The sequence below is a fragment of the Enterococcus sp. 6D12_DIV0197 genome (assembly GCF_002174385.1).
Classification (GTDB): domain Bacteria; phylum Bacillota; class Bacilli; order Lactobacillales; family Enterococcaceae; genus Enterococcus_D; species Enterococcus_D casseliflavus.
In genome coordinates this window covers 3,341,168-3,362,939 of the sequence record NZ_NIBN01000001.1, presented here as the reverse complement: position 1 = coordinate 3,362,939, position 21,772 = coordinate 3,341,168, and the positions used below count along the sequence as shown (strand labels likewise).

At 44.5% G+C, this 21,772-nt stretch carries 19 protein-coding genes; 13 read left to right on the top strand and 6 right to left on the bottom strand.

Annotated elements, in window-relative coordinates:
* Positions 1–378 precede the first annotated feature (378 nt).
* The 4 genes from hisS to A5867_RS15780 all read left to right on the top strand — a co-directional run bounded on the left by hisS (position 379) and on the right by A5867_RS15780 (position 6,562).
* Positions 379–1,677, top strand: coding sequence for a histidine--tRNA ligase (hisS, locus tag A5867_RS15795; RefSeq protein ID WP_060791494.1), 1,299 nt, complete (start codon positions 379–381; stop codon positions 1,675–1,677).
* A gap of 11 nt (positions 1,678–1,688) precedes the next feature.
* Complete coding sequence (gene aspS, locus A5867_RS15790; protein ID WP_005228151.1) at positions 1,689–3,464, top strand: aspartate--tRNA ligase; 1,776 nt, start codon at positions 1,689–1,691, stop codon at positions 3,462–3,464.
* 155 nt (positions 3,465–3,619) lie between these two features.
* Positions 3,620–4,495: a YitT family protein gene (locus A5867_RS15785; protein WP_010750004.1), complete on the top strand. Its 876-nt coding sequence runs from the start codon at positions 3,620–3,622 to the stop codon at positions 4,493–4,495.
* Between the two features lie 198 nt (positions 4,496–4,693).
* Complete coding sequence (locus A5867_RS15780) at positions 4,694–6,562, top strand: acyltransferase family protein (RefSeq protein WP_086291687.1); 1,869 nt, start codon at positions 4,694–4,696, stop codon at positions 6,560–6,562.
* 77 nt (positions 6,563–6,639) lie between these two features.
* Here the strand turns inward: A5867_RS15780 and dhaL are convergent, their stop codons facing one another.
* From dhaL to A5867_RS15760, 4 genes are all read right to left on the bottom strand, one after another.
* Positions 6,640–7,245 carry a dihydroxyacetone kinase subunit DhaL gene (gene dhaL / locus A5867_RS15775; RefSeq protein WP_087628016.1) on the bottom strand — a complete coding sequence of 202 codons (606 nt, stop codon included), beginning with the start codon at positions 7,243–7,245 and terminating at the stop codon, positions 6,640–6,642.
* A 14-nt stretch (positions 7,246–7,259) separates the two neighbouring features.
* The gene (gene dhaK / locus A5867_RS15770; protein WP_010750002.1) at positions 7,260–8,243 is read right to left on the bottom strand and encodes a dihydroxyacetone kinase subunit DhaK; all 984 of its coding nucleotides are present in this window, start codon (positions 8,241–8,243) and stop codon (positions 7,260–7,262) included.
* A complete protein-coding gene (dhaM, locus tag A5867_RS15765) occupies positions 8,240–8,644 on the bottom strand; it encodes a dihydroxyacetone kinase phosphoryl donor subunit DhaM (RefSeq protein ID WP_087628015.1) in 405 nt (134 codons plus the stop codon). The genes dhaK and dhaM overlap by 4 nt, the downstream gene beginning before the upstream one ends.
* A gap of 199 nt (positions 8,645–8,843) precedes the next feature.
* A complete protein-coding gene (locus A5867_RS15760) occupies positions 8,844–11,168 on the bottom strand; it encodes an HAD-IC family P-type ATPase (RefSeq protein ID WP_087628014.1) in 2,325 nt (774 codons plus the stop codon).
* A 259-nt stretch (positions 11,169–11,427) separates the two neighbouring features.
* Here A5867_RS15760 and queG point away from each other — a divergent pair, with 259 nt between their 5' ends.
* Complete coding sequence (queG, locus tag A5867_RS15755; RefSeq protein WP_005228165.1) at positions 11,428–12,603, top strand: tRNA epoxyqueuosine(34) reductase QueG; 1,176 nt, start codon at positions 11,428–11,430, stop codon at positions 12,601–12,603.
* 39 nt (positions 12,604–12,642) lie between these two features.
* Here the strand turns inward: queG and A5867_RS15750 are convergent, their stop codons facing one another.
* Positions 12,643–12,999 (bottom strand): hypothetical protein, encoded by a 357-nt coding sequence (locus tag A5867_RS15750; protein WP_005228172.1) that lies wholly within the window; start codon positions 12,997–12,999, stop codon positions 12,643–12,645.
* Between the two features lie 165 nt (positions 13,000–13,164).
* Here A5867_RS15750 and A5867_RS15745 point away from each other — a divergent pair, with 165 nt between their 5' ends.
* From A5867_RS15745 to A5867_RS15720, 6 genes are all read left to right on the top strand, one after another.
* Positions 13,165–14,040, top strand: a complete 876-nt coding sequence (locus A5867_RS15745; RefSeq protein ID WP_010750000.1) for an SPFH domain-containing protein — start codon at positions 13,165–13,167, stop codon at positions 14,038–14,040.
* A gap of 3 nt (positions 14,041–14,043) precedes the next feature.
* Positions 14,044–14,541: an LURP-one-related family protein gene (locus A5867_RS15740; protein ID WP_005233908.1), complete on the top strand. Its 498-nt coding sequence runs from the start codon at positions 14,044–14,046 to the stop codon at positions 14,539–14,541.
* A gap of 19 nt (positions 14,542–14,560) precedes the next feature.
* The gene (gene scrK / locus A5867_RS15735; RefSeq protein WP_010749999.1) at positions 14,561–15,433 is read left to right on the top strand and encodes a fructokinase ScrK; all 873 of its coding nucleotides are present in this window, start codon (positions 14,561–14,563) and stop codon (positions 15,431–15,433) included.
* Positions 15,434–15,533: 100 nt separating this feature from the next.
* The gene (locus A5867_RS15730) at positions 15,534–16,283 is read left to right on the top strand and encodes an alpha/beta fold hydrolase (protein WP_010749998.1); all 750 of its coding nucleotides are present in this window, start codon (positions 15,534–15,536) and stop codon (positions 16,281–16,283) included.
* Positions 16,284–16,390: 107 nt separating this feature from the next.
* A complete protein-coding gene (locus tag A5867_RS15725; RefSeq protein WP_010749997.1) occupies positions 16,391–17,353 on the top strand; it encodes a rhodanese-related sulfurtransferase in 963 nt (320 codons plus the stop codon).
* Between the two features lie 266 nt (positions 17,354–17,619).
* Complete coding sequence (locus A5867_RS15720; protein ID WP_005228196.1) at positions 17,620–18,558, top strand: 2-dehydropantoate 2-reductase; 939 nt, start codon at positions 17,620–17,622, stop codon at positions 18,556–18,558.
* Between the two features lie 111 nt (positions 18,559–18,669).
* On the opposite strand, the gene A5867_RS15715 is transcribed toward A5867_RS15720, so the two are convergent.
* Positions 18,670–19,458, bottom strand: a complete 789-nt coding sequence (locus A5867_RS15715) for a PHP domain-containing protein (protein WP_087628013.1) — start codon at positions 19,456–19,458, stop codon at positions 18,670–18,672.
* A 132-nt stretch (positions 19,459–19,590) separates the two neighbouring features.
* Between A5867_RS15715 and A5867_RS15710 the strand changes: the two genes are divergently transcribed.
* Both A5867_RS15710 and A5867_RS15705 read left to right on the top strand, forming a co-directional pair.
* Positions 19,591–20,457, top strand: a complete 867-nt coding sequence (locus tag A5867_RS15710) for an AraC family transcriptional regulator (protein ID WP_005228201.1) — start codon at positions 19,591–19,593, stop codon at positions 20,455–20,457.
* A gap of 234 nt (positions 20,458–20,691) precedes the next feature.
* On the top strand, positions 20,692–21,765 hold the full coding sequence (locus A5867_RS15705) for a Gfo/Idh/MocA family oxidoreductase (protein ID WP_005228203.1): 1,074 nt from the start codon (positions 20,692–20,694) through the stop codon (positions 21,763–21,765).
* Positions 21,766–21,772: the final 7 nt, after the last annotated feature.

The window sequence follows — 21,772 nt, the reverse complement described above, 5'->3', positions numbered from 1 at the left end:
TGAACAGTACTAGGCGAGTGCAGGGAGCGTAGTAACCGAACTAGGAATCACAATGACTGGTCCGCAAAGCGGAACAGAGCAGATGATGAACAGTACTAGGCGAGTGCAGGGAGCGTAGTAACCGAACTAGGAATCACTATGACTGGCGTAAGAAGTGAGACATGAAAGCTGTACTTGGCATTTTTTGCTTCGTTCAATTGCAGTCGAAGCCAACGAAATGATGACCAGCAACCAACGGCAAAGAGCGCAATAACCCAAAAGTCAAACACGAGAACAACCCACCCACATCAATGAGCAACAAGCAATAGGTGAATAAGCAAACAAGCAATGAAAGCAAAGAACATGGGCAACCATGAAACAAATAGGAGGATGCATACGATGAGTTACCAACGTCCAAAAGGAACCAACGATATTTTGCCAGGAGAATCCGAAAAATGGCAATTTGTGGAAGAAACAGCACGCTTAGTGTTTCGCGATTATCAATTCAACGAAATTCGGACACCGATTTTTGAGCACTTTGAAGTGATCGCCCGCAGTGTCGGGGACACAACGGATATCGTTTCAAAAGAAATGTATGATTTCTACGATAAAGGAGAGCGTCATGTGACGTTGCGTCCAGAAGGCACCGCACCGATCGCTCGTTCTTATGTCGAAAACAAACTATTCGGACCAGAACATACGAAGCCTTATAAAGTGTTTTACATGGGACCAATGTTCCGTTATGAACGTCCGCAAAAAGGCCGTTTGCGTCAATTCCACCAAATCGGTGTCGAAGTTTTCGGTTCAGCAAATCCAGCGACCGATGTTGAGACAATGGCGATGGCAATGGATTTTTATCGTCAATTAGGACTGAGTCAATTGCGCTTGGTCATCAATTCATTAGGCGATAAAGAAACACGCCAAAACTATCGGCAAGCGTTGATCGACTATCTAGCGCCCCATGAAGCGGAGCTTAGTGAGGATTCAAAACGCCGCTTGCATGAAAATCCTTTGCGGGTCCTTGACAGCAAGGACAAGCGAGACCAAAAATTCGTGGCGGATGCACCATCGATCCTAGACTACTTAACACCAGATGCCAAGGCACATTTTGAAACCGTAACGAGTATGCTGGATGCGTTGGAGATCCCTTATGAGATCGATTCAAATATGGTGCGCGGTTTGGATTATTATACCCACACGATTTTTGAGATCATGAGTGAGGCACCAAAAATGGGGGCGCAAGCCACCATCTGTGCCGGCGGTCGTTACAATCATTTAGTGGAAGAGCTAGGCGGACCAGAAACACCTGGTTTTGGTTTTGCTTTGGGGATCGAACGTTTATTGATCACTATGGAAGCTGAAGAAGTTGTGATTCCTGCTTTGAATGAGTTAGATGCGTATGTGGTTGGTTTGGGACAAGAAACCAATTTAGAAGCGCTGAAAGTCGTGCAAGCGATTCGTAATTTCGGTTTTTCTGCCGATCGTGATTTCATGGATCGTAAAGCCAAAGCCCAGTTCAAATCTGCTGATAAGCAAGGGGCACGGTTGGTTCTGACTCTAGGCGAAACAGAATTAGCAGAACAAGTGATCAATATCAAATCCATGGCAAGCCGTGAAGAAAAACAATTTCCGTTAGCGGATCTTTATGCCCGCTTCGATGAGATCTACGATGAAATGACAACCAAAATGTTTGAGTGAGGAGAAAAAGAATGACAAAACGTACAGTATATTGCGGGTTAGTAAATGAGACCCATTTAAACCAGACAGTGACTCTAAAAGGCTGGGTGCAAAAGCGCCGTGACTTAGGGGGCGTGATCTTTATTGACTTGCGCGACCGAGAAGGGATCGTGCAAATCGTCTTCAATCCTGAGGTTTCGAAAGAAGCCTGGGAAATCGCGGACAAATGCCGCAGTGAATATGTGTTAGAAGTAACAGGTCAAGTCATCAATCGTGCACCAGAAGCCATCAATCCGAAAATGGTGACAGGTGCCTATGAAGTGATGATCAGCGAAATCACGATTTTAAACACTGCAAAAACACCAGCCTTTTTGATTGAAGATGATCAAACCGTTGGCGACGAGATTCGCATGAAATACCGTTATTTAGACTTGCGTCGTCCAAAAATGACCAACAACATCGTGATGCGGGCGAAAACGACGCAAGCGATCCGCAATTTCTTAGACACGAACGACTTCTTAGATATCGAAACACCTTATCTAGGAAAATCAACACCAGAGGGCGCGCGGGATTATTTGGTTCCTTCACGGATCTATCCAGGTCATTTCTATGCGTTGCCACAATCACCACAAATTTTTAAACAGTTATTGATGGGTGCTGGCTTCGATCGCTACTATCAAATCGTACGTTGCTTCCGTGACGAAGATTTGCGGGGCGACCGTCAACCAGAATTTACCCAAGTCGATATCGAAACCTCTTTCTTGACGGCAGAAGAAATTCAAACCTATACGGAAGAGCTATTGGCAAAAGTGATGCGAGAAGTCAAAGGCATCGAAGTTACCTTGCCATTTCCACGGATGACCTATGATGAGGCAATGGGACGCTACGGCAGTGACAAACCAGATACACGGTTTGACATGGAGCTTATCGACTTATCAGAAGTTGTGAAAGACGTTGATTTTAAAGTCTTCCAGATGGCTCTTGAAAAAGGCGGCGTTGTGAAAGTCTTAAACGCCAAAGGGGCTGCAGACAAATACTCCAGAAAAGACATGGACAATCTAGGTCATTACGCTGGCCAATTTGGTGCCAAAGGATTGGCATGGGTCAAAGTTGAAGAAGATGGATTGAAAGGGCCGATCGCTAAATTCTTGACAGAAGCGACCGACGCGATCATTGCAGCAGCCAATGCGGAAGTTGGCGATATTCTGATGTTTGGTGCCGATTCCTTTGCGATCGTTTCAGCAACATTGGGGGCGATCCGTAATAAATTAGGAAAAGAATTAGGCTTGATCGACGAGAGCAAATTCAACTTTCTATGGGTCACTGATTGGCCGCAATTTGAATACGATGAAGAAGCAGGCCGCTACGTTTCTGCTCACCATCCATTCACATTGCCAAAAGAAAGCGATCTGCCGATGTTAACGACAGACCCTTCAAAAGTCTATGCGCAAGCCTACGATATTGTGCTAAACGGTTATGAGCTAGGTGGCGGATCATTGCGTATCCATACACGGGAAGTGCAAGAGCAAATGTTTGAAGCGCTAGGCTTCTCACGTCGCGAGATGCAAAATCAATTTGGCTTCTTATTGGATGCTTTGGATTATGGGTTCCCACCACATGGCGGCATCGCCCTTGGGTTAGACCGGTTAGTGATGCTCTTGGCTGGTGAAGAAAACATTCGCGAAGTCATTGCTTTCCCTAAAAATGGGAAAGCAGCTGATCCAATGTCTCAAGCGCCAAGTACCGTTTCGCCAATGCAATTGTTTGACTTGAACATCGATGTAACAACGGTTGAAGAAAACGAATAAGCGTTAAACCATGATGAAATGAGTGATGAAATAGAAATTGGTGAATGAATGAAAAAAGTTCATGAGAATTCACCCATTTCTTTCATTGCTCGTTTCTTTTTTTATGAGCTGAAGTATAATAAAGGCAAATCAAAAAAGTGAGGCTATGAAATGCAATGACTCCTCTGTTTAAATGGCTCCCTCATCCAGAATACGCCAACAAACTTTCGTTTTCGATCGTCTATGCGCTGCTGGCATCGATTGCGGTCAATTTCTTCTATCAACCAGGTAATATTTATTCCAGCGGCATTACGGGTGTCGCTCAGATCATCACCACGATCTCAAGAGAAGGGCTCGGATTTTATATCCCCTTATCCCTTGCGCTATTATTGTTGAATGTGCCATTATTTTTTCTAGGTTGGTTTAAGATCGGCCACAAGTTTACGATTTTTACTGGAATTACTGTTTTACTCACCTCCTTATTCGTGCAAATTTTGCCCGAAGAAACCGTCACGACGGACCCGATGATCTGTGCGATTTTCGGTGGTGCCATCAACGGAGTGGGGATCGGCTATGCCTTGAAGAATGGTCTTTCTTCTGGAGGGCTGGATTTTGTCAGCATTGCCATCCGCAAACGGACAGGGAAGACGATCGGCTCGATATCGATTTTCTTTAACATTGTTATTTTGTTCGCCGCAGGGATCTTGTTTGGCTGGCAATATGCGTTGTATAGTGCGATCGCAATTTTTGTCAGTGGAAAAGTAACGGACGCGGTTTTTACGAAGCAAAAGAAAATGCAGGTGACGATCATCACCCGCAACCCAGAAGAAGTCATTCAAACGATCCAAAAACATATGCGGCGAGGGATTACCATCATCAATGAAGCCGAAGGGGCGTACAAGCATGACAAACAAACGGTTTTGCTGACGGTAGTGACACGCTTTGAACTGCCGATGCTGCGCAGTGCCATGAAAGAAGCCGATCCAAAAGCCTTTGTCAGTATTGCAGAAAATGTCCAGATTTTGGGTCGCTTTTATGAAGAAGAACTGTGAAAAACGAGTTGAAAAAAGTATTTCTTTATAGAAGTACTTTTTTTTCGCCAAAAATTAATTTTTTTGAAATATAGCAGATGATGCTAGCTTTATATGGGGGATTTCTGGTAAATTATGAGAGTATGGAATCAATAGCGTTCATGCTGAAATTGTTTTTTTATGAAACAATTGGATCAATTAGAGAAAAGTGGTTGAAAAATGAATAAACGTTTAAGCACAAGCCGCTATATTACCGGGTTTGACGGCATTCGAACCTTGGCAGTCATCGGCGTTATTTTATATCATTTACTACCTACTCATATGCGAGGCGGGTATTTAGGAGTTCCAGTATTCTTTGTCGTATCAGGTTATTTAATCACTGACTTGCTGAGGCAAGAGTGGGATCAAAACGGCAAAATCAAAGTCAAAGATTTTTATGTTCGGCGGATGAAACGGCTCTATCCAGGAATGGTGGTGATGCTGCTTATCTCAGCAGCGTATATCACGTTGTTTCAGCGAAACCTGTTGAATAATTTGCGCGGGGTTTTTGTTAGCTCGTTGCTGTATTACAACAACTGGTGGCAGATCAATCATGGGTTATCCTATTTTGATCGGTTCGGTAATGAATCCCCCTTTACCCATCTGTGGTCGCTGGCTGTAGAGGGACAGAACTATCTGATTTGGCCTTTAGTGTTTATTTTGTTGATGAAAATCGGCAAGCAGAGGCATCGCGCCTTTAAATTTACTGCTGCAGTCACGATTTTGTCGGCAATTCTGTTAGCAGTCCTTTACACACCAGGCGCTGATCCGACACGGGTCTATTATGGAACGGATACGCGGCTCTTTTCGATCTGGATGGGGAGTGCCTTAGCATTCATTTGGCCAAGTACCCATTTGAAGAAAGAGATACCGCAAAAAGCCAAACGGGTCTTGAATATCTCTGGCTTTGCTTCCTTGGCTGGTCTGATCGCAGCGTTCTTTTTCTTAGATGATCATTTGACCTTTGTCTATTATGGCGGCATGTTCTTGATCAGTATCCTATGTACGATTCTTGTGGCAGTCACCGCTCATCCCGGAGCCAGCTTGAACCGGGTATTGAGTAATCCGATTTTCAGTTATATCGGCAAGCGTAGTTATGGGATCTATTTGTATCAATTTCCAGTGATGATTTTTTACGAAGCAAAAGTGGGGAATATCGGGGAGAACGTGCTGATGCACACGTTAGTGGAACTATTCTTGATCTTGTTTATCAGTGAATTGTCCTATCGGTTTATCGAAAACCCAATGCGTAAATTCCATTACAAAGATACATTCAGAACGGTCCGCGGCTGGTTCAGCAAACCAATTTTTAGTTGGAAAAAACCGTGGTTAGTGCCCAGCTTACTGATTACCCTCGTTGCTTTGTTTGGCGTCGTGACCGCACCGACGAATTATGTCGATGCCCAGCAACAGCAGTTGAAAGACAACATTGCGGCCAATAAAAAAGCGGCAGAGCAATCGCAAAAGAATGCGAATGCTGAAGGCAATGAAGTAGACGATGAGGCGAGCACGAGTGAAGATGAAAAAAATATCATGGAAAAATATGATTTAACAGCAGCCCAAGTGAAAAAAGCAGAATCTCTTGAAATCACGGCTTTTGGTGATTCTGTGATGCTGGATGCAACGGCTGACTTGAAAGAAGTCTTTACCCAAGCGGTAGTTGATGGGGATGTTGGGCGCCAGCTGTATGCGAGCCCTGAATTGATCAAAGACTTGAAAGAAAAAAATCTTTTACGGGATACCGTCCTTGTAGGGCTCGGAACGAATGGTTCCTTTACAGAAGCCCAATTTGACAGCTTTATGAATGAGATCGGTGATCGCAAAGTCTACTGGATCAATGTGCGGGTACCGACACAGCGCTGGCAAAATGAAGTCAATCGGATGTTGGAGCGCATGGCGGAAAAATACGACAATATGACCTTGATCGATTGGTATGATTTGAGTAATGACCAAGAGTCATGGTTCTATGAAGATCGGGTCCATCCAAATCCAGATGGCATGGATCAATACGTGAAGCTAGTTGCCCAAACGATTTTACAAGAGGAATAAGCAAGAAAAAGACAAACCTTACGTAATCATAAGGTTTGTCTTTTGTCTTAAACGGTGCTTTGTAAGAGCAGCGTTTTTTAATTCTTTTCTATCACCGTTAATAGTGAGTCAAACAAAATCGCACTAGAAGCCGATCCGGGATCGATATGACCGATGGCACGTTCACCAACATAAGAGGCGCGGCCTTTTTTAGCAACGAGTTCTTTGGTATGTTCTTTCGCTGCTTCGATCGTGTCTTTGGTCAATTCACCTTTTTTCAAGGCTTCTGCGACAGGTTGCCAAACATCGATCATCGTTTTGTCTTCAAACTCAGCTTTTCCCCGCATTTTGATGCCCGTCAAGCCTTCTTCAACGATCGTACCTAATTGTTCAAAGGAGTCGATCGTTTCTAGTTCCTTCGTTGCTTTGGTCATATTCATAAACGCCGAACCATAAAGGGGACCTGAAGCGCCGCCGACTTTTGAGATCATTGCCATCGAGAAGACTTTAAAGGTATCACTGATCGTCGTTGGCTGTTGTTTGGCATAAGCTTCTTGATAAGCAGATACGCCGCGTGCCATATTATTGCCATGGTCTCCGTCGCCGATCGGTGTATCTAAATCGCTCAAATAGGCTTTGTTTGCTTCGATTTCTTTCGTGAAGGTATCTAACCATGCTTGCACCGTTTCTGTTGTCAATTGCATCTTTATTCGCTCCTTTACCAGGCTATTGTTGTGACGGCTTCATTTAACGCATCGGTGTGATCCGTTTCGCTGAAGTCGATCAAGGTCAGTGAAAGTCCCTGCATATCGATGGAAGTCATGAAATTGCCGACTTTATGGAAGGAGACAGGGATGTCTTTTTCTGCGAGTAATTTCGCGACATCATTGGCAAAAACGAACAGCTCCATTTGCGGCGTACCACCCATACCGTTGATCAAGACACCGACTTTTTCTGGGGTCTTTTCATAATCCGCTAAGATTTTTTCCACCAACTCTTGTGCTAGTTCACGTGAGGGTTTCAGTTTTTCACGACGGTAACCAGGTTCGCCGTGGATGCCCACGCCATACTCGATCTCATCATCGGCTAAGTCAAAACCTGGTTTCCCAACTTCAGGAACTGTTGCCGCTTTTAATGCGACCCCAATGGTTTTGATCGATGCAACCAAGGCATCGCCCAATGTTTTTAATTCGCTTAAGCTGGCACCATTACGAGCAGCTGCGCCTAAAATCTTGTGGACTAAGACCGTACCGGCAACTCCTCGTTTGCCAGCAGTATAGGTGCTATTTTCAACAGCGATATCATCATCCACGACCACGATCTCCGTCGTGATCTCTTCCATTTCTGCCATATCTTTGGCCATCTCAAAGTTCAAGATATCGCCAGTATAGTTTTTGACGATCAGCAAGACGCCTTGTCCTTGATCAGAATCTTGGATAGCCGTCAAAATCTGGTCGGGGGTCGGGGAGGTGAAGACATCGCCTAAAACGGCGGCGCTAAGCATCCCATCACCGACAAAGCCAGCATGCGCCGGCTCATGTCCGCTCCCACCGCCAGAAACAAGACCGACTTGTTCTTTTTGATTATTCTTAGCGATCACCCGTGAGTCGGCGACTTGATGGACCAGTTCAGGATAACTGCCTACGATACCGGCCAACATTTCTTCTACGATCATTGAGGGATCATTAATGATTTTTTTCATGCTTCATGCCATCCTTTCTCGGCTGCTTTTTTTGCTTCTGCAACGATTTGCGCCAAATCATCACTGAAACCAGCGGTGATCGCTGCAGCAAAGGCACCTTCCACCAGCGGCGCGTCGATCAGGTGATAGCGTTCTTGTTGCTGAGGTTCCAGCATGTCGTATGCAAGTTCGGCATTCAAAACGGCACTGCCTAGATCGGCAAAGACTAAGATCAGTTCAGCGTCTGCGGATTCGTTGACGGCATCCACGATTTTCGTGGCGTCAGAACCCAGCTCTCCTTCTGCTGTCCCGCCTAAAGAATAGATCGTGACTGACTCGCCATCAGCCATTTCTACGATCATCTGTTTTAATCCTTCGGTGAGTTGCTGACTGTGAGAAACGAGTAAAATACTTTTTTTCATCCAATTTCACCAACACTTTCTGATTAAATTTGGCTGTTTGACAAGGGGGTTGCCTTTTCCAAAGAAACACCGTCCTTGTTGAAACCGCCTACAGGTTCAGTATACCAAATTTCTTTCTTCTTGTATGGTTGCACCTATGGAGAGGACAAAAAAACAGCATCGTCTTTCTGGATAAAGAAAGACGATGCGGCAGAATTGGTTAGGATTGTTTAACAAGCATTTTGGCTGAAAAGCGCTTCGTTAGGAAAGAAAGCCCCACGTACAGGCAGATGTTCAATGCCATCATGCCAAGGAAGTAAGGCAATGTTACGGCGGTCAAGAAACCGACTTCCAGCAATCCGTGGAAAAGCATTGCTGCGACATAGATCCCCACGGTAGTGGTAATCGCTAAGAACAATCGCAATGGATTTAATGGCAAGCAAGCGCGAATCACAGCGATACAGCTGATCCCGATCAACAAATAGTACAACAAGGTCGTCGTATCAAATTGCGACCAACCGTAGTCGGTTTGTAAAAAGCGGATCGCAAAGTAATTGACTAACACCAACAAGGCATTTGGCAACGCATTGAGCAAGACTGTCGGCAAGTAACGACCTTTGATCGGTGCTTTGTTTTCTTCAAAGGAAAGGAAGAAAGATGGATAACCTTCAATTGCTAAGTCGATCAATGTGATTTGGATCGGCAAGAACGGAAAGGCGCTGGATGTCAGGATACAAACCAAAGAGAGCAAGAAGCTGTAAATCGTCTTGATAAAGAAGATTCCCGACGCTTTGGTCACGTTATTGACGACGCGGCGTCCTTCAAATAAAACATCTGGCAACGTAGTAAAGTCAGAATCCAATAAGACAAAGTTAGCGATTTGACGAGCCGCACTGTCGCCAGCAGCCATTGCAATGCTGACGTCGGCTTCCCGTAGTGCCAACACATCGTTGACGCCATCACCCGTCATGGCAACGGTCCGTTGATTGGCTTTTAATTCTTGAACGAGTAGTTTCTTTTGTTCAGGAGTCACACGACCAAAGACCGTATAGCGTGTCGCAGCTTCTCGGACTTCTGCTTCGGTCGTTAAGGTAGAAAGATCGATGGCTTGATCGGCATTCGCTAGGCCTGCACGATGGGCGATCGCTGCGACAGCTATTGGATTATCGCCAGAGATCACTTTTAGATCGATGCCTTGATCCGCTAAGTAAGCCAAGGTTTCTTCTGCGTTTTGGCGGATGATATCAGATAAAATCAAGACTGCCACCGCTTGTGCATTGGTTGGGTCAAAGGATGTCGGCGTTTTTGGATTGGCCTCTACGGCTAAAATCAACACCCGCAGACCTGCTTCTTGCGCTTCTTTGACTTGCGGCAAGGCAGCAGAGCCAGTGACTTTTTCAGGTGCGCCAAGATAGACATTTCCTAGATGTTCAAAAGCTACAGCACCCCATTTGCGCTGTGAAGAGAAGGCAGCGACTTCGATCGGATGATGATCCGTTAGCTCAGGGCAGCCTTGACGCAATGCTTGCATCGTCAAATTGTTATCTGTGCTGGCTGCCAAATAATTCCCTAAGAGCATGTTAGGGTCGCTGTCGACTTGGAGAGGAACGATCGATTCGAGAACCATATGGCCTTCCGTCAACGTCCCCGTCTTATCCAGACAAAGGGTATCGACATGCGCTAAGGTTTCAACGGCATACATATCTTGGACCAAAATCCGTTTTTTGGCCAATTTAATGACACCTGTCGTCAAGGCGATACTGATCAGCAGGACAAGTCCTTTTGGTAACATTCCTAATAAGGCAGCGGCAGAAACGACGACGGATTCCTTGATCCCAGCATCTCGCATCATAAAGGCTTGGAAGAACAAAATCACCCCTAAAGGAACGATCACATAGCTGGTGAATTTGGATACACTACGGATCGAAGCAAGCAGCTCAGAGCGGATCGGTTTGTGGACCTTCGCCTCATTGCTTAGTTTCGCTGCGTAGTTTTCTGCACCGACATGAAGGACTTTTCCTGTCACTTCACCGCTGACGATGAAACTTCCTGAGAGTAAGGAAGCACCTGCTTCTTTGACAACCAGATCGGCTTCACCAGTCAGCATCGCTTCATTGACTTCGACTAGTCCAGAAAGCACCGTCATATCAGCGGGGATTTGGTCCCCAGCACCAAGAATGACTGAGTCTTCTAAGACCAATTCTTTGGCTGAAATCTCATGGATTTGACCATCTCGAATCACTCGTACCGTTTGCGGTGAAACAAGTGAGAGTTTTTTTACTAAATTACGTGCGTGCAATTCTTGGCTGATCCCAATGGTGATATTCACAAAAATAATCGCTAAGTAGAACATGTTGGAATAGGCGCCTACGGCAAATAAAAAAACGCCAATCAATAGGTTGAGAAAATTGAATAACGTCAGTAAATTGTCCTTGATGATCGCAGCAGTTGATTTACTGGTTTTGGTTTCATAATCATTGTGCAGTCCCTCTTGGGTTTTCTTGGCGACTTCTGCTGCAGTCAAGCCGGTGGGTAATTGAGTCATAAGCATCTCCATTTCATTTGTTCATTTCTTTCTGATTCCTTTATCTAGTCTAGCATTCGAAAAAGGCAATGCAATCGTTGCGAGGAAAATAGCGATAAAATTAATTAAAATCTTAAACAATCAACACGTGTTCTTTTAAAGAAAGAAAAAAACTGGGGGAACAAACCGCACCATCGACTTTTTTCTGGTGCTTACGTATAATAGGGGAAGAGAAAAAGCCGAGAAGCAGATGCTTAGCGGACAAAAGAGGGTAGCGAGCATGTCTTTAAAAGAAAAAATTATTGCAGAAAGCAAGCGGCTTGGCATCGACAAGATCGGGTTTGCTTCAGCGGAGCCGTTTTTGGCATTGGAGCCTTCCTTGCGGGAACAAAAAGCCAAAGGCCATACCTCTGGTTTTGAGCATCCCGTGATCGAAGAGCGTATCTATCCTGAACGGACATTTGAAAATCCGCAAACGATCATTGCGATCGCTTTAGCTTATCCGACAAAAATCAAAGAGAAAGTCCCGCGGGATGAAAAACGTGGCATGTTTGCCCGTGCCTCGTGGGGCATCGATTACCATGATATTTTGCGAGAACGGTTGGATCGCTTGATCGCCTTTATCAAAGAACAAGCGCAAACGATGGAAGAACAAGTCGAATGGCGTTTCGCACCGCAAGTCGATACAGGGGAATTGGTGGATGTGGCGGCAGCGCAGCGGGCGGGTCTTGGCTTTATCGGTCGTAATGGCTTGCTGATCACAGAAGAATTTGGTTCGTTTGTTTATCTCGGGGAGATCGTCACTAATATCTCTCTTGAACCAGATGAAGAAGTCCCGTTTGGTTGTGGGGATTGCATGCGTTGTGTGACGGCTTGCCCCACTAAAGCGTTATTGGGCGATGGTCGGATGAATGCCCAGCGTTGTTTGTCCTATCAAACCCAGACGAAGGGCATGATGCCAGAAGAGTACCGCAAAAAGATGCATAACGTGATTTACGGTTGCGATATTTGTCAGCTGGTCTGCCCTTATAATCGGGGGAAGGACTTCCATTTTCATCAAGAGATGGAGCCTGAAGTCGATACCGTTTATCCAAAACTGCAACCGATGCTGTCTTTATCAAACAAAGCCTTCAAAGAACAATTTGGCCATCTATCTGGCTCTTGGCGGGGGAAAAAACCGCTGCAGCGTAATGCCATCATCGCCTTAGCCAATGTGGGAGACCGGAGTGCCTTGCCAGCGATTTGGCGCTGTGCGACAGAAGACGTGCGCCCAGTGATTCGAGGAACGGCTTATTGGGCCATTGGCCAGTTGGGCGTCAAAGAACCAGAGATGTGGTTAGAGCGACTGCAACGGTGCGCAGAGTTAGAACCCGAAGAAGAAGCACAGCAAGAATTGCAGCCTGCCATCGAACGATTGCAAGCAGTCATTACCAAAAAGCAGGAAAAAGAGCTATAAAAAAAGCAAAACGCGCCTGTGGCCGTTTTGCTTTTTTGTTTAATCTAGTACGTCATCACTTTCAACGATTTCTTCTGAATCGAGTTCAAAATCAGGTGCTGGATGCACACGCTCAGGCAGCTCCATTTCTAACTCGCCTTCTTCGGTGTATTGGTTGTCGGTATCGGCAACGTCAACTAAAATTTCTTCAGGAAGCTCTTGCTCCAACCGATAGCCTTCTGCATGACGTGCATCGAGTAATTCCAAAAGATGTTGCCACTCGTCTTTCGAGATCACTACAACATCAATGCCATCTTTGTTTTGTACCTCTACAACAGAGGAAAGATCGGTGCCGACCGTTTTAATGATCGATTCCAACGACCATTTACTCGTTTCTAAGTCAATTTTTTGTGCCATAAGAATTACTCCTTTTTTGAGAAAAATTTTGTCCTACCTTAATTGTAACGGGAAAGTTGCAGAAAACAAAATAGCTTGATTGGGAATCGTCCCTGATATGCGCAAGAACATTTGCACAGCGGCTTTAACCAAGGTAAGATAAGAGCAAGAAGGGAAGGAATAAAAATGACAGAAAAACAGACATTTCATGTGAATGGGTATTTAGCACTGGTTGTGCTGATCGGGTTATTAGTTGGCGGCGGTTATTTGTTTTATCATGGGTTCGTAAATGAGAGCGTTCTCGAAATCGTTCTCAGTATTCTTTTATGGATCGTTTCGTTTCTTTTCCTTAGTTCGTTAACGATCGTACAGCCCAACCAAGCCAAAGCGATCCTCTTTTTTGGGCAATATTTAGGGACCATTAAAGACAACGGCTTGTTCGTGACAACCCCCTTAACCCAAAAAATCAATGTTTCATTGAAAGTCCGTAACTTTAACAGTTCGCTGTTGAAGGTCAATGATTCAGACGGAAACCCGATCGAGATCTCGGCGGTGGTGGTTTTTAAAGTCGTAGATACGGCGAAAGCATTGTTTGATGTCGATTATTATCAAGATTTCATTGAGATCCAAAGTGAAACAGCGATTCGTCATATTGCGACGCAATACCCGTATGACACGTTCAATGACGATGATCTGACGTTGCGAGGCAATACCAATGAAGTTTCTGAAGAACTGGCAAAAGAATTGCAAGAACGATTGGCTGTTGCTGGGGTCGAAGTCATAGAGACCCGCTTAAATCACCTCGCGTATGCGACTGAGATCGCTAGTGCGATGCTGCAGCGCCAACAAGCCAAAGCGATTTTATCTGCACGGCAAATCATTGTTGAAGGAGCCGTCTCCATGACACAAATGGCGTTAGAACAAATCGAAGACGGACAGGACATCAATTTCACGGATGACCGCAAAGTCCAACTGATCAATAATTTATTGGTATCGATCATTACCGATAAAGGCACGCAGCCGGTGATCAATACGGGCGATGTCAAAGAGAAAGGAGTGTAGCATTTGAAGAAACTTTACATCAAACAGAAGGTTTTCAGCATCGGTGAAAAATTTACCGTCACTGATGATTTACAAAACCCTCGCTATTATGTCGAAGGCAGTTTTTTTAAGATCCCGAAAAGTTTTACGATCTTCAATGAGCAGCAGCGACCGATCGCGGAGATCACCAAAAAAGTGTTCAGTTTATTACCAAAATTTTTTGTGGAAGTCCACGGCCAAGAAGCGATCGTTTTAGAAAAACATTTCACATTTTTTAAAGCCCGCTATTCCATCAGTGCAGAAGGCATCGATGTGGACGGCAATTGGTGGGATATGGATTTTGTGGTCAACCGCAACGGCAAACGGATCGCAGAGATCCACAAAAAATGGATCTCTTGGGGCGATACCTATGAAGTTGTGATCTATGAAGAAGATCTAGATGACCTGATCATTGCATTAGTGGTAGCCATCGATCGCGTCAAAGCAGATGATGCCGCAGCGTCAAGTTCAGCAAGTAGTTAGAAAAAAAGGAGCGATGTGCATGTTATACGGTTCGATTGAAGCAGGCGGCACAAAATTTGTGTGCGCCATTGGCGATGAAGAAATGACGATCAAGGAAAGAGTGAGCTTTCCGACAACGACACCTGAGGAAACAATGCCTTTAGTCATTGGTTTCTTCAAACAATACCAAGCAGATTTAGCAGGGATTGGGATTGGCTCATTTGGGCCTATCGATATCCATCGCGATTCTGCCACTTATGGGTACATTACCTCGACCCCGAAATTGGCATGGCAAAATTTTGATTTCATCGGTACCATGAAAAAAGAATTTCCGATCCCGATTTCTTGGACAACAGATGTCAATGCGGCTGCCTATGGTGAGTATGTCTTCGGCAGTGGCAAAGGATTGAGCAGTGTCGTTTACTACACGATCGGTACAGGTGTTGGCGGCGGTGCCTTACAAGAAGGGCGCTTTATCGAAGGCTTTAGTCATCCAGAAATGGGGCATATGCTGGTCGTCCCTCATCCAAAAGATGACTTTGCTGGCAGCTGTCCATTTCATGGCAACTGTTTAGAAGGGATGGCTGCTGGACCCGCCATCGAAAAACGCTTAGGGAAAAAAGGGCAAGAGGTTGCAGAAGATGATCCTTATTGGGAAATCGAAGCCTCCTATATTGCTCAATGTGCCTACAATACAACCTTGATGTTTTCTCCAGATGTGATCATTTTTGGCGGTGGTGTGATGAAACAACGCCATATGCTGCAAAACGTCCACGACGCATTTGCAAAATTGGTCAATGGGTATGTCGAAACACCTGAGTTAAGCAAATATATCGTGACCCCAGCATTAGAAGACAACGCTGGAACCCTCGGTTGTTTGGCATTGGCTCGAGAAGCGGTCTTACATTCATAAATAAAAAAATGGATCATACTCTTCGGGTATGATCTTTTTTTACAGCGTATCAGTGGCGCTTTTGGCGACTTTTTGTATACTTAAGCTGAGGTGGAAAAGAATGAAATTAGCTGTTCGAAAAAGAAAAATCGGAAATATTCCGGTCTTAGAAGTCGTACCAGAAGAAATGATTTATGAGCCACTGCCATTGATTATTTACTACCATGGCTGGCAGACGAGTAAAGAATTAGTGTTGACACAAGGCAGAAAGTTGGCTAGAGAAGGTTTCCGGGTGGTCTTGCCAGATGCAGCCAATCATGGGGAGCGCAAGACCCAGCTATCGGAGATTCCTTCTCTAACTTTTTGGCAAAGTATCCAAACCAATCTATTTGAGTTTTCTTACTTAGTCGATTTTTTTGAAAACCTTGGTTTGGTCAACGGTCAGATCGCAGTTGGCGGAGTCTCTATGGGAGGGATGACCACGTGCGGTTTATTGTGTCAGCATCCAGAAATCACAGCGGCAGCTTGTATCATGGGTTCTCCTTCCATGTTGAAATACCGTGACCGCATCCAAATGCACGCTGGCGCTGCTGGGTTCTTTGTACCCGAGGATTATGGTCAGCTTTTAAGCTGGATGGATGCTTACGACCTGTCTTCTCAACCAGAGAAATTGGGACAGCGTCCTCTTTTGTTTTGGCATGGTACCCAAGACGAGAAAATTCCTTATGGTGATGTGGAAGCCTTTGTGGCAGAAAATCCAGAAGCAAATTTGCAGTTTATCTCGCGAGAAGAACGCCATCTGGTACGTGGAGAAACGATGGATCAAGTCACAGCTTTTTTCGTGGCAGAGCTCAATCAAACCAATCCATGACACGGTTTGCGCAAGGAAAAAGATTGTGTGAAAAGGTACAAGCATAAAACTCGTTTTTTGTCACGTGATAACCTATACTGTAGGGTGCAAAAAAAGGAGGAATTGGTTTGACATACCGCGTTTTATTATTTTATAAATACACAACAATTGAAGATCCGGAAAGCTTCGCCAAGGAGCATTTAGCATTTGGAAAAGAAATTGGCATCAAGGGCCGTATTTTAGTAGCCAATGAAGGGATCAATGGCACACTTTCTGGAACGGTTGAAGCAACGGATCGCTATATGGAAAAAATGGAAGCTGATCCCCGTTTTAAAGGGATTTTTTATAAGATTGACGAAGTAGAAGAACATGCGTTTAAAAAGCTATTCGTTCGTCCGCGTAAAGAATTGGTTTCATTGAACCTTGAAGACGACATCGATCCATTAGAAATGACTGGAAAATATTTAGATCCTAAAGCGTTCAAAGAAGCGTTGTTAGATGAAGATACCGTGGTGATCGATGCCCGTAACGATTATGAATATGATTTAGGCCATTTCCGAGGAGCCGTTCGTCCCGATATCCGCAGCTTCCGTGAGTTGCCGCAATGGATCATCGATAATAAAGAAAAATTCATGGATAAAAAAGTCGTTACTTATTGTACTGGTGGTATCCGTTGTGAAAAATTCTCAGGCTGGCTGCTGCGAGAAGGCTTTGAAGATGTGGCCCAACTCCATGGCGGTATCTTTGCTTATGGGAATGACCCAGAAGTTCAAGGCGAGCTTTGGGATGGGAAAATGTACGTCTTTGATGAACGCATCAGTGTGGAAATCAATCATGTAGATAAAAAAGTCATCGGCCGCGACTGGTTTGATGGGACACCTTGCGAGCGCTATGTAAACTGTGCCAACCCAGAATGCAATCGCCAATTCTTAACTTCTGAGGAAAATCAGGCTGCCCATTTAGGTGCCTGCAGCTATGATTGTGCCATCCACGAACACAACCGTTACGTGGAGCAACATGGAATCACAGAAGCAGAAAAAGCTGAACGGTTAAAAAACTTTGCAACAAAAAATGAAACAGTCACTGCCTAAACCGACAACTGTTTCACAGGAAATGAATGATTAAAAGAGTCGCACGTGAGTCCGAAAACTGGCTTAGCTCAGGCAGTTTTCCCACCTTCCGTGCGGCTTTTTTGAATGGACAGAATTGGAAACGATTGTTTTTTAATTATCTGAAAAATCTAACTATTCCAATTGTTCTTTTTTCTTTCCTATCGAGAAAAAACGCAAGGCTCTCGCATATTTCACGATTTTAGAGTAAACTATACCTAATTGTGGAAGAGGAAAGAGGAATTCAGATGAAAATTGTTATTGCTGGTGCAGGTGCTATGGGCAGCCGTTTTGCTATTATGCTAAAAAGAGGCGGAAATGACGTCACGTTGATCGACGGCTGGCCTGCGCATATCGAAGCGATCCGTGAACACGGATTACGAGCGAACTTAAACGGTGAAGAGATCGCAGTCCCTTTTTCGATCTATTCGCAAAATGAGATCCCAACGACTGTACAAGCAGACTTGATCCTGGTCTTTACTAAAGCGATGCAACTGGATCAAATGATGCAAACGATCAAACCGATGATCGGAGAGCAAACGAAAGTCTTATGCTTATTAAACGGGATCGGTCATGAGGACACGATTGAAAAATATGTTAGCACGGATAAAATCTTTTTAGGAAATACCATTTGGACGGCGGACTTGATTGGTCCTGGTAACGTTCGCTTGTTTGGGGATGGTTCTGTAGAACTGCAAAATATCGAACCGGGGAAAGAAGAAGATGCCCGTCAATTGGCGGCAGTCTTGGCTGATGCTGGGTTGAATGCGTCTTATTCTGAGAACATCCGTTACTCCATCTATCGCAAAGCCTGTGTCAACGGCACCCTAAATGGCTTGTGTTCGATTTTAAATGTGAATATTGCCCAATTCGGTCAAACCTCAACAGCGCGTGCGATGGTCCAAACGATCGTGGAAGAATTTGCGGCAGTTGCTGCCCATGAATCTGTTGAACTGGATGTATCCGAAGTAGTCCACCATATTGAGGAAACCTATGATCCAGAAGGCATCGGAATGCACTATCCATCCATGTATCAAGATTTGATCAATAATCATCGCAAAACCGAGATCGATTATATCAATGGCGCAATCTCACGAAAAGGTCGCAAGTACCAAGTGCCAACGCCTTATTGCGACTTTTTGACTCAAATGATCCATGCTAAGGAAGATATTTTAGCAGCAGAATAACCTAAGTAAATCTATTCTAAAAATGCAAAAACGGCGTATCCTTTTAGGGTTCGCCGTTTTTTTGTCCATTTATTGAAAATGTGTTGTTGTAGAGTGCATTCAAAGGTGACGTTATTGTGCAGGCAGATCCGCCATAAACCGTTCGCTACCTTGAAAGACCGCTAATTGTTTGACACCAAAGGAACGCAATAGATCGCTCATCGCTGCAAAATCTAACCGATAGTCACTGGCTTTATGGGCATCAGAGCCAAGGGTGAACAATTTACCACCGACACTTTGATACAGCGGGATTGCATATTGATAAAGGTGGGCATTTTGATAGGGGCCAAAGCTCTTCGCGTTGATTTCCATCGCTAAGTCACGGGCAACGATTTTTTTGAAGATCGTCGTTAACTCTGTTTCAAAATGGGCGGCCAATTCCTTAGCTGTAAATTGGAAACGACGCAAGCCATAATCAAAGTGGGTCACGATGTGCCCGTCAGAAAACGAGTCCAACACGTGGGCCATTTGGTCAAAGTATTGTTTGGCAACTACAAATTTGTCCTTGTTCAACACGGCATCGTCCATATAATCAAAGGTACCGTTTTGATGGATACTGATCAATTTCAAGTCATAGGGATGGCTTTCAAGATAGCGCAAGATTTCTTGTTCTTGACCAGGCACGACACCAATCTCGATGCCTTTTAAGAGTTTCGTCGCTGTGGTCTCTTGCAGCTTCTGGTGGGTATTTACTAGTAATTCATAGTCAGGGATATCATCACGGAATCCCGAATAGGGGTTCTTCAAATCGAAATGATCTGTCGCAACGAAGTAGGCAGGCTGGTAAGCAAGGTAATTCTCAAACTGTTCATCTGAATCAAAAGACAAAAATGTATGCAGATGTTGATCATAATAATTCATAAACAAGACTCCTTTTCTTGAATACGATACCACAAAAAAGCAGAAGAAACTATGATTGGCTGAGAAAAGGTTTTCTCTTGGACAATTTTTCGCTTATAATAAATAAGAATAGAGCGAAGGAGTCGGTCAGCCATGAGTATGTACCTTGAAATTCCTGAATTTGAAAGTGAATTTCGTTTTCGAACGTTTCTAAATGATGGTTTGACCATCGTTTACCCCCATGTCCATAAAGAAATCGAGATCATTTACGCTAAGCGCGGCACGGTCAATATTGGTGTTGACGATACGATCATTGAGTTGGAGGAAGGGGATCTGTATCTTTTTTCCAGCGGGCAACCCCACTATTTTCTAGCATCGCCTGAGAGTGAACGCTATGTCTATCAATTTGATATGAAGCTTTTTGAAGAGCCGTTGCTTCGAGAAAATGAAGTATCCTTGATGACACTCTTTGAAGAAGGGGAGCCCCACAGCAAAAATTGGCCAACGAGTTTTACGGAAAAAATAACAGGTCTCTTGATCGAGTTGTATCAGTTGGAAGAGGAAAATGTTGTTGGGAAGCGTTATTTGACTCTCGGGCTGCTTTACCAGTTGATTGGGGAGTGCTATCAAGGTTTGCCAAAGCGCAAACAAGCCGTCAATCCGCTAAAACGAACGGCCGCACAATACAAAGAAACCTTGCAGCGTCTGAATGATGTCTTTGAGTACATCGAATCTCATTACCAAGAAGTCTTGACGATGGAGGACACCGCAAGACATGTAGGGTTTAGTCCCCATTATTTCACGCGTTTCTTTAAAACCAATACTGGCAAGACCTTCATGCAGTTTTTGACGGAATACCGCATCAATCAAGCCAAATTTATCTTGGCCAATGAAAAGATCCCCATGGCAGAAGTCGCTGAAAAAGCAGGTTTTGCCAGTGTCAAAACATTTCACCATGTCTTTAAGGAAGCCGTTGGTCAATCACCGTTGCAGTACCAGAAACAACTGAATCAAAATTGATAGAAACAGCCGATGAGCCTTTGCTTGTCGACTGTTTTTTTGTCAATTTGGCACTATTTTTTTCTCGATAGTGTTTTTTTAAGCGCTTTGCATAAATTGTGGAGTGGTTCTTTTTGTTAAAGTTTCATAAGATAATTTTCGGGAATTTTTTCAATGGAAACTGGGAAGAACTGCTTTCGATGTTTCGCTATAATGAGGGGGTAGAAAATAATAAGCGTTTTCAGGAGGAAAGATATGACAGTTAAAGTTGGAATCATTGGGTGCGGTGGGATCGCAAACGGCAAACACATGCCTGCCTTGTCTCAAGTAGAAGAAGTAGAAATGGTTGCCTTTTGTGATCTGCTGGTTGAACGTGCAGTTGAAGCGAAATCAGCATTTGGGACCGAAGATGCCCAAGTATTCAGCGATTATCAAGAAATGTTGGCACAAGCTGATCTAGATGTGATCCATGTGTGTACACCAAACGCCTCACATGCTGAGTTGACGATTGCCGCACTAGAAGCGGATTGTCATGTCATGTGTGAAAAACCAATGGCAAAAACAGCGGCAGAAGCCAAAGCAATGATCGAAGCAGCTAACCGAACAGGGAAAAAACTCACGATCGGCTACCAAAACCGTTTTAGAAAAGATTCTCGTTATCTTCATGAAGTGTGCGCCGAAGGACAGTTAGGAAACATTTATTTTGGGAAAGCTCATGCGATTCGACGTCGGGCTGTGCCAACTTGGGGTGTTTTCCTTGATGAAGAAGCGCAAGGCGGCGGTCCGTTGATCGATATTGGTACCCACGCATTGGATCTGACCTTATGGATGATGAACAATTACAAACCAAAATTTGTTGTCGGAAAAGCGTATCATGAGTTGTCGCAAACCAAAAATGCCGCAAATGCTTGGGGTCCTTGGGATCCAGAGAAATTCTCAGTAGAAGATTCGGCCTTTGGTTTTGTGGTCATGGAAGATGGCGCAACGATTTTCTTAGAAGCTAGCTGGGCGCTCAACAGCTTGGATGTGAAAGAAGCCAAAACGACACTGATGGGCAGCAAAGCGGGTGCGGATATGAACAACGGTTTGACCATCAACGGAGAAGACCACAGTTTGCTGTATGAAAAAAATATCGAACTTGAAACAGGCGGCGTTGATTTTTATGAAGGAAACGGCGAGACGCCAGAAATTTTAGAAGCACAATCGTGGATCCATGCGATCATCAACGATACCGAACCAGTGGTCAAACCTGAAGAAGCAATGGTCGTGACGGAGATTTTAGAAGCGATCTACAAATCATCGCAAACCGGTGAGCCAGTCTACCTATAAGAACTGC

Bases quoted from the DNA above. Each gene is read 5' to 3' on its own strand.
- hisS (WP_060791494.1), top strand. From the start codon at position 379: ATGAGTTACCAACGTCCAAAAGGAACCAACGATATTTTGCCAGGAGAA.
- aspS (WP_005228151.1), top strand. From the start codon at position 1,689: ATGACAAAACGTACAGTATATTGCGGGTTAGTAAATGAGACCCATTTA.
- A5867_RS15785 (WP_010750004.1), top strand. From the start codon at position 3,620: ATGACTCCTCTGTTTAAATGGCTCCCTCATCCAGAATACGCCAACAAA.
- A5867_RS15780 (WP_086291687.1), top strand. From the start codon at position 4,694: ATGAATAAACGTTTAAGCACAAGCCGCTATATTACCGGGTTTGACGGC.
- dhaL (WP_087628016.1), bottom strand. From the start codon at position 7,245: ATGCAATTGACAACAGAAACGGTGCAAGCATGGTTAGATACCTTCACG.
- dhaK (WP_010750002.1), bottom strand. From the start codon at position 8,243: ATGAAAAAAATCATTAATGATCCCTCAATGATCGTAGAAGAAATGTTG.
- dhaM (WP_087628015.1), bottom strand. From the start codon at position 8,644: ATGAAAAAAAGTATTTTACTCGTTTCTCACAGTCAGCAACTCACCGAA.
- A5867_RS15760 (WP_087628014.1), bottom strand. From the start codon at position 11,168: ATGACTCAATTACCCACCGGCTTGACTGCAGCAGAAGTCGCCAAGAAA.
- queG (WP_005228165.1), top strand. From the start codon at position 11,428: ATGTCTTTAAAAGAAAAAATTATTGCAGAAAGCAAGCGGCTTGGCATC.
- A5867_RS15750 (WP_005228172.1), bottom strand. From the start codon at position 12,999: ATGGCACAAAAAATTGACTTAGAAACGAGTAAATGGTCGTTGGAATCG.
- A5867_RS15745 (WP_010750000.1), top strand. From the start codon at position 13,165: ATGACAGAAAAACAGACATTTCATGTGAATGGGTATTTAGCACTGGTT.
- scrK (WP_010749999.1), top strand. From the start codon at position 14,561: ATGTTATACGGTTCGATTGAAGCAGGCGGCACAAAATTTGTGTGCGCC.
- A5867_RS15730 (WP_010749998.1), top strand. From the start codon at position 15,534: ATGAAATTAGCTGTTCGAAAAAGAAAAATCGGAAATATTCCGGTCTTA.
- A5867_RS15720 (WP_005228196.1), top strand. From the start codon at position 17,620: ATGAAAATTGTTATTGCTGGTGCAGGTGCTATGGGCAGCCGTTTTGCT.
- A5867_RS15715 (WP_087628013.1), bottom strand. From the start codon at position 19,458: ATGAATTATTATGATCAACATCTGCATACATTTTTGTCTTTTGATTCA.
- A5867_RS15710 (WP_005228201.1), top strand. From the start codon at position 19,591: ATGAGTATGTACCTTGAAATTCCTGAATTTGAAAGTGAATTTCGTTTT.
- A5867_RS15705 (WP_005228203.1), top strand. From the start codon at position 20,692: ATGACAGTTAAAGTTGGAATCATTGGGTGCGGTGGGATCGCAAACGGC.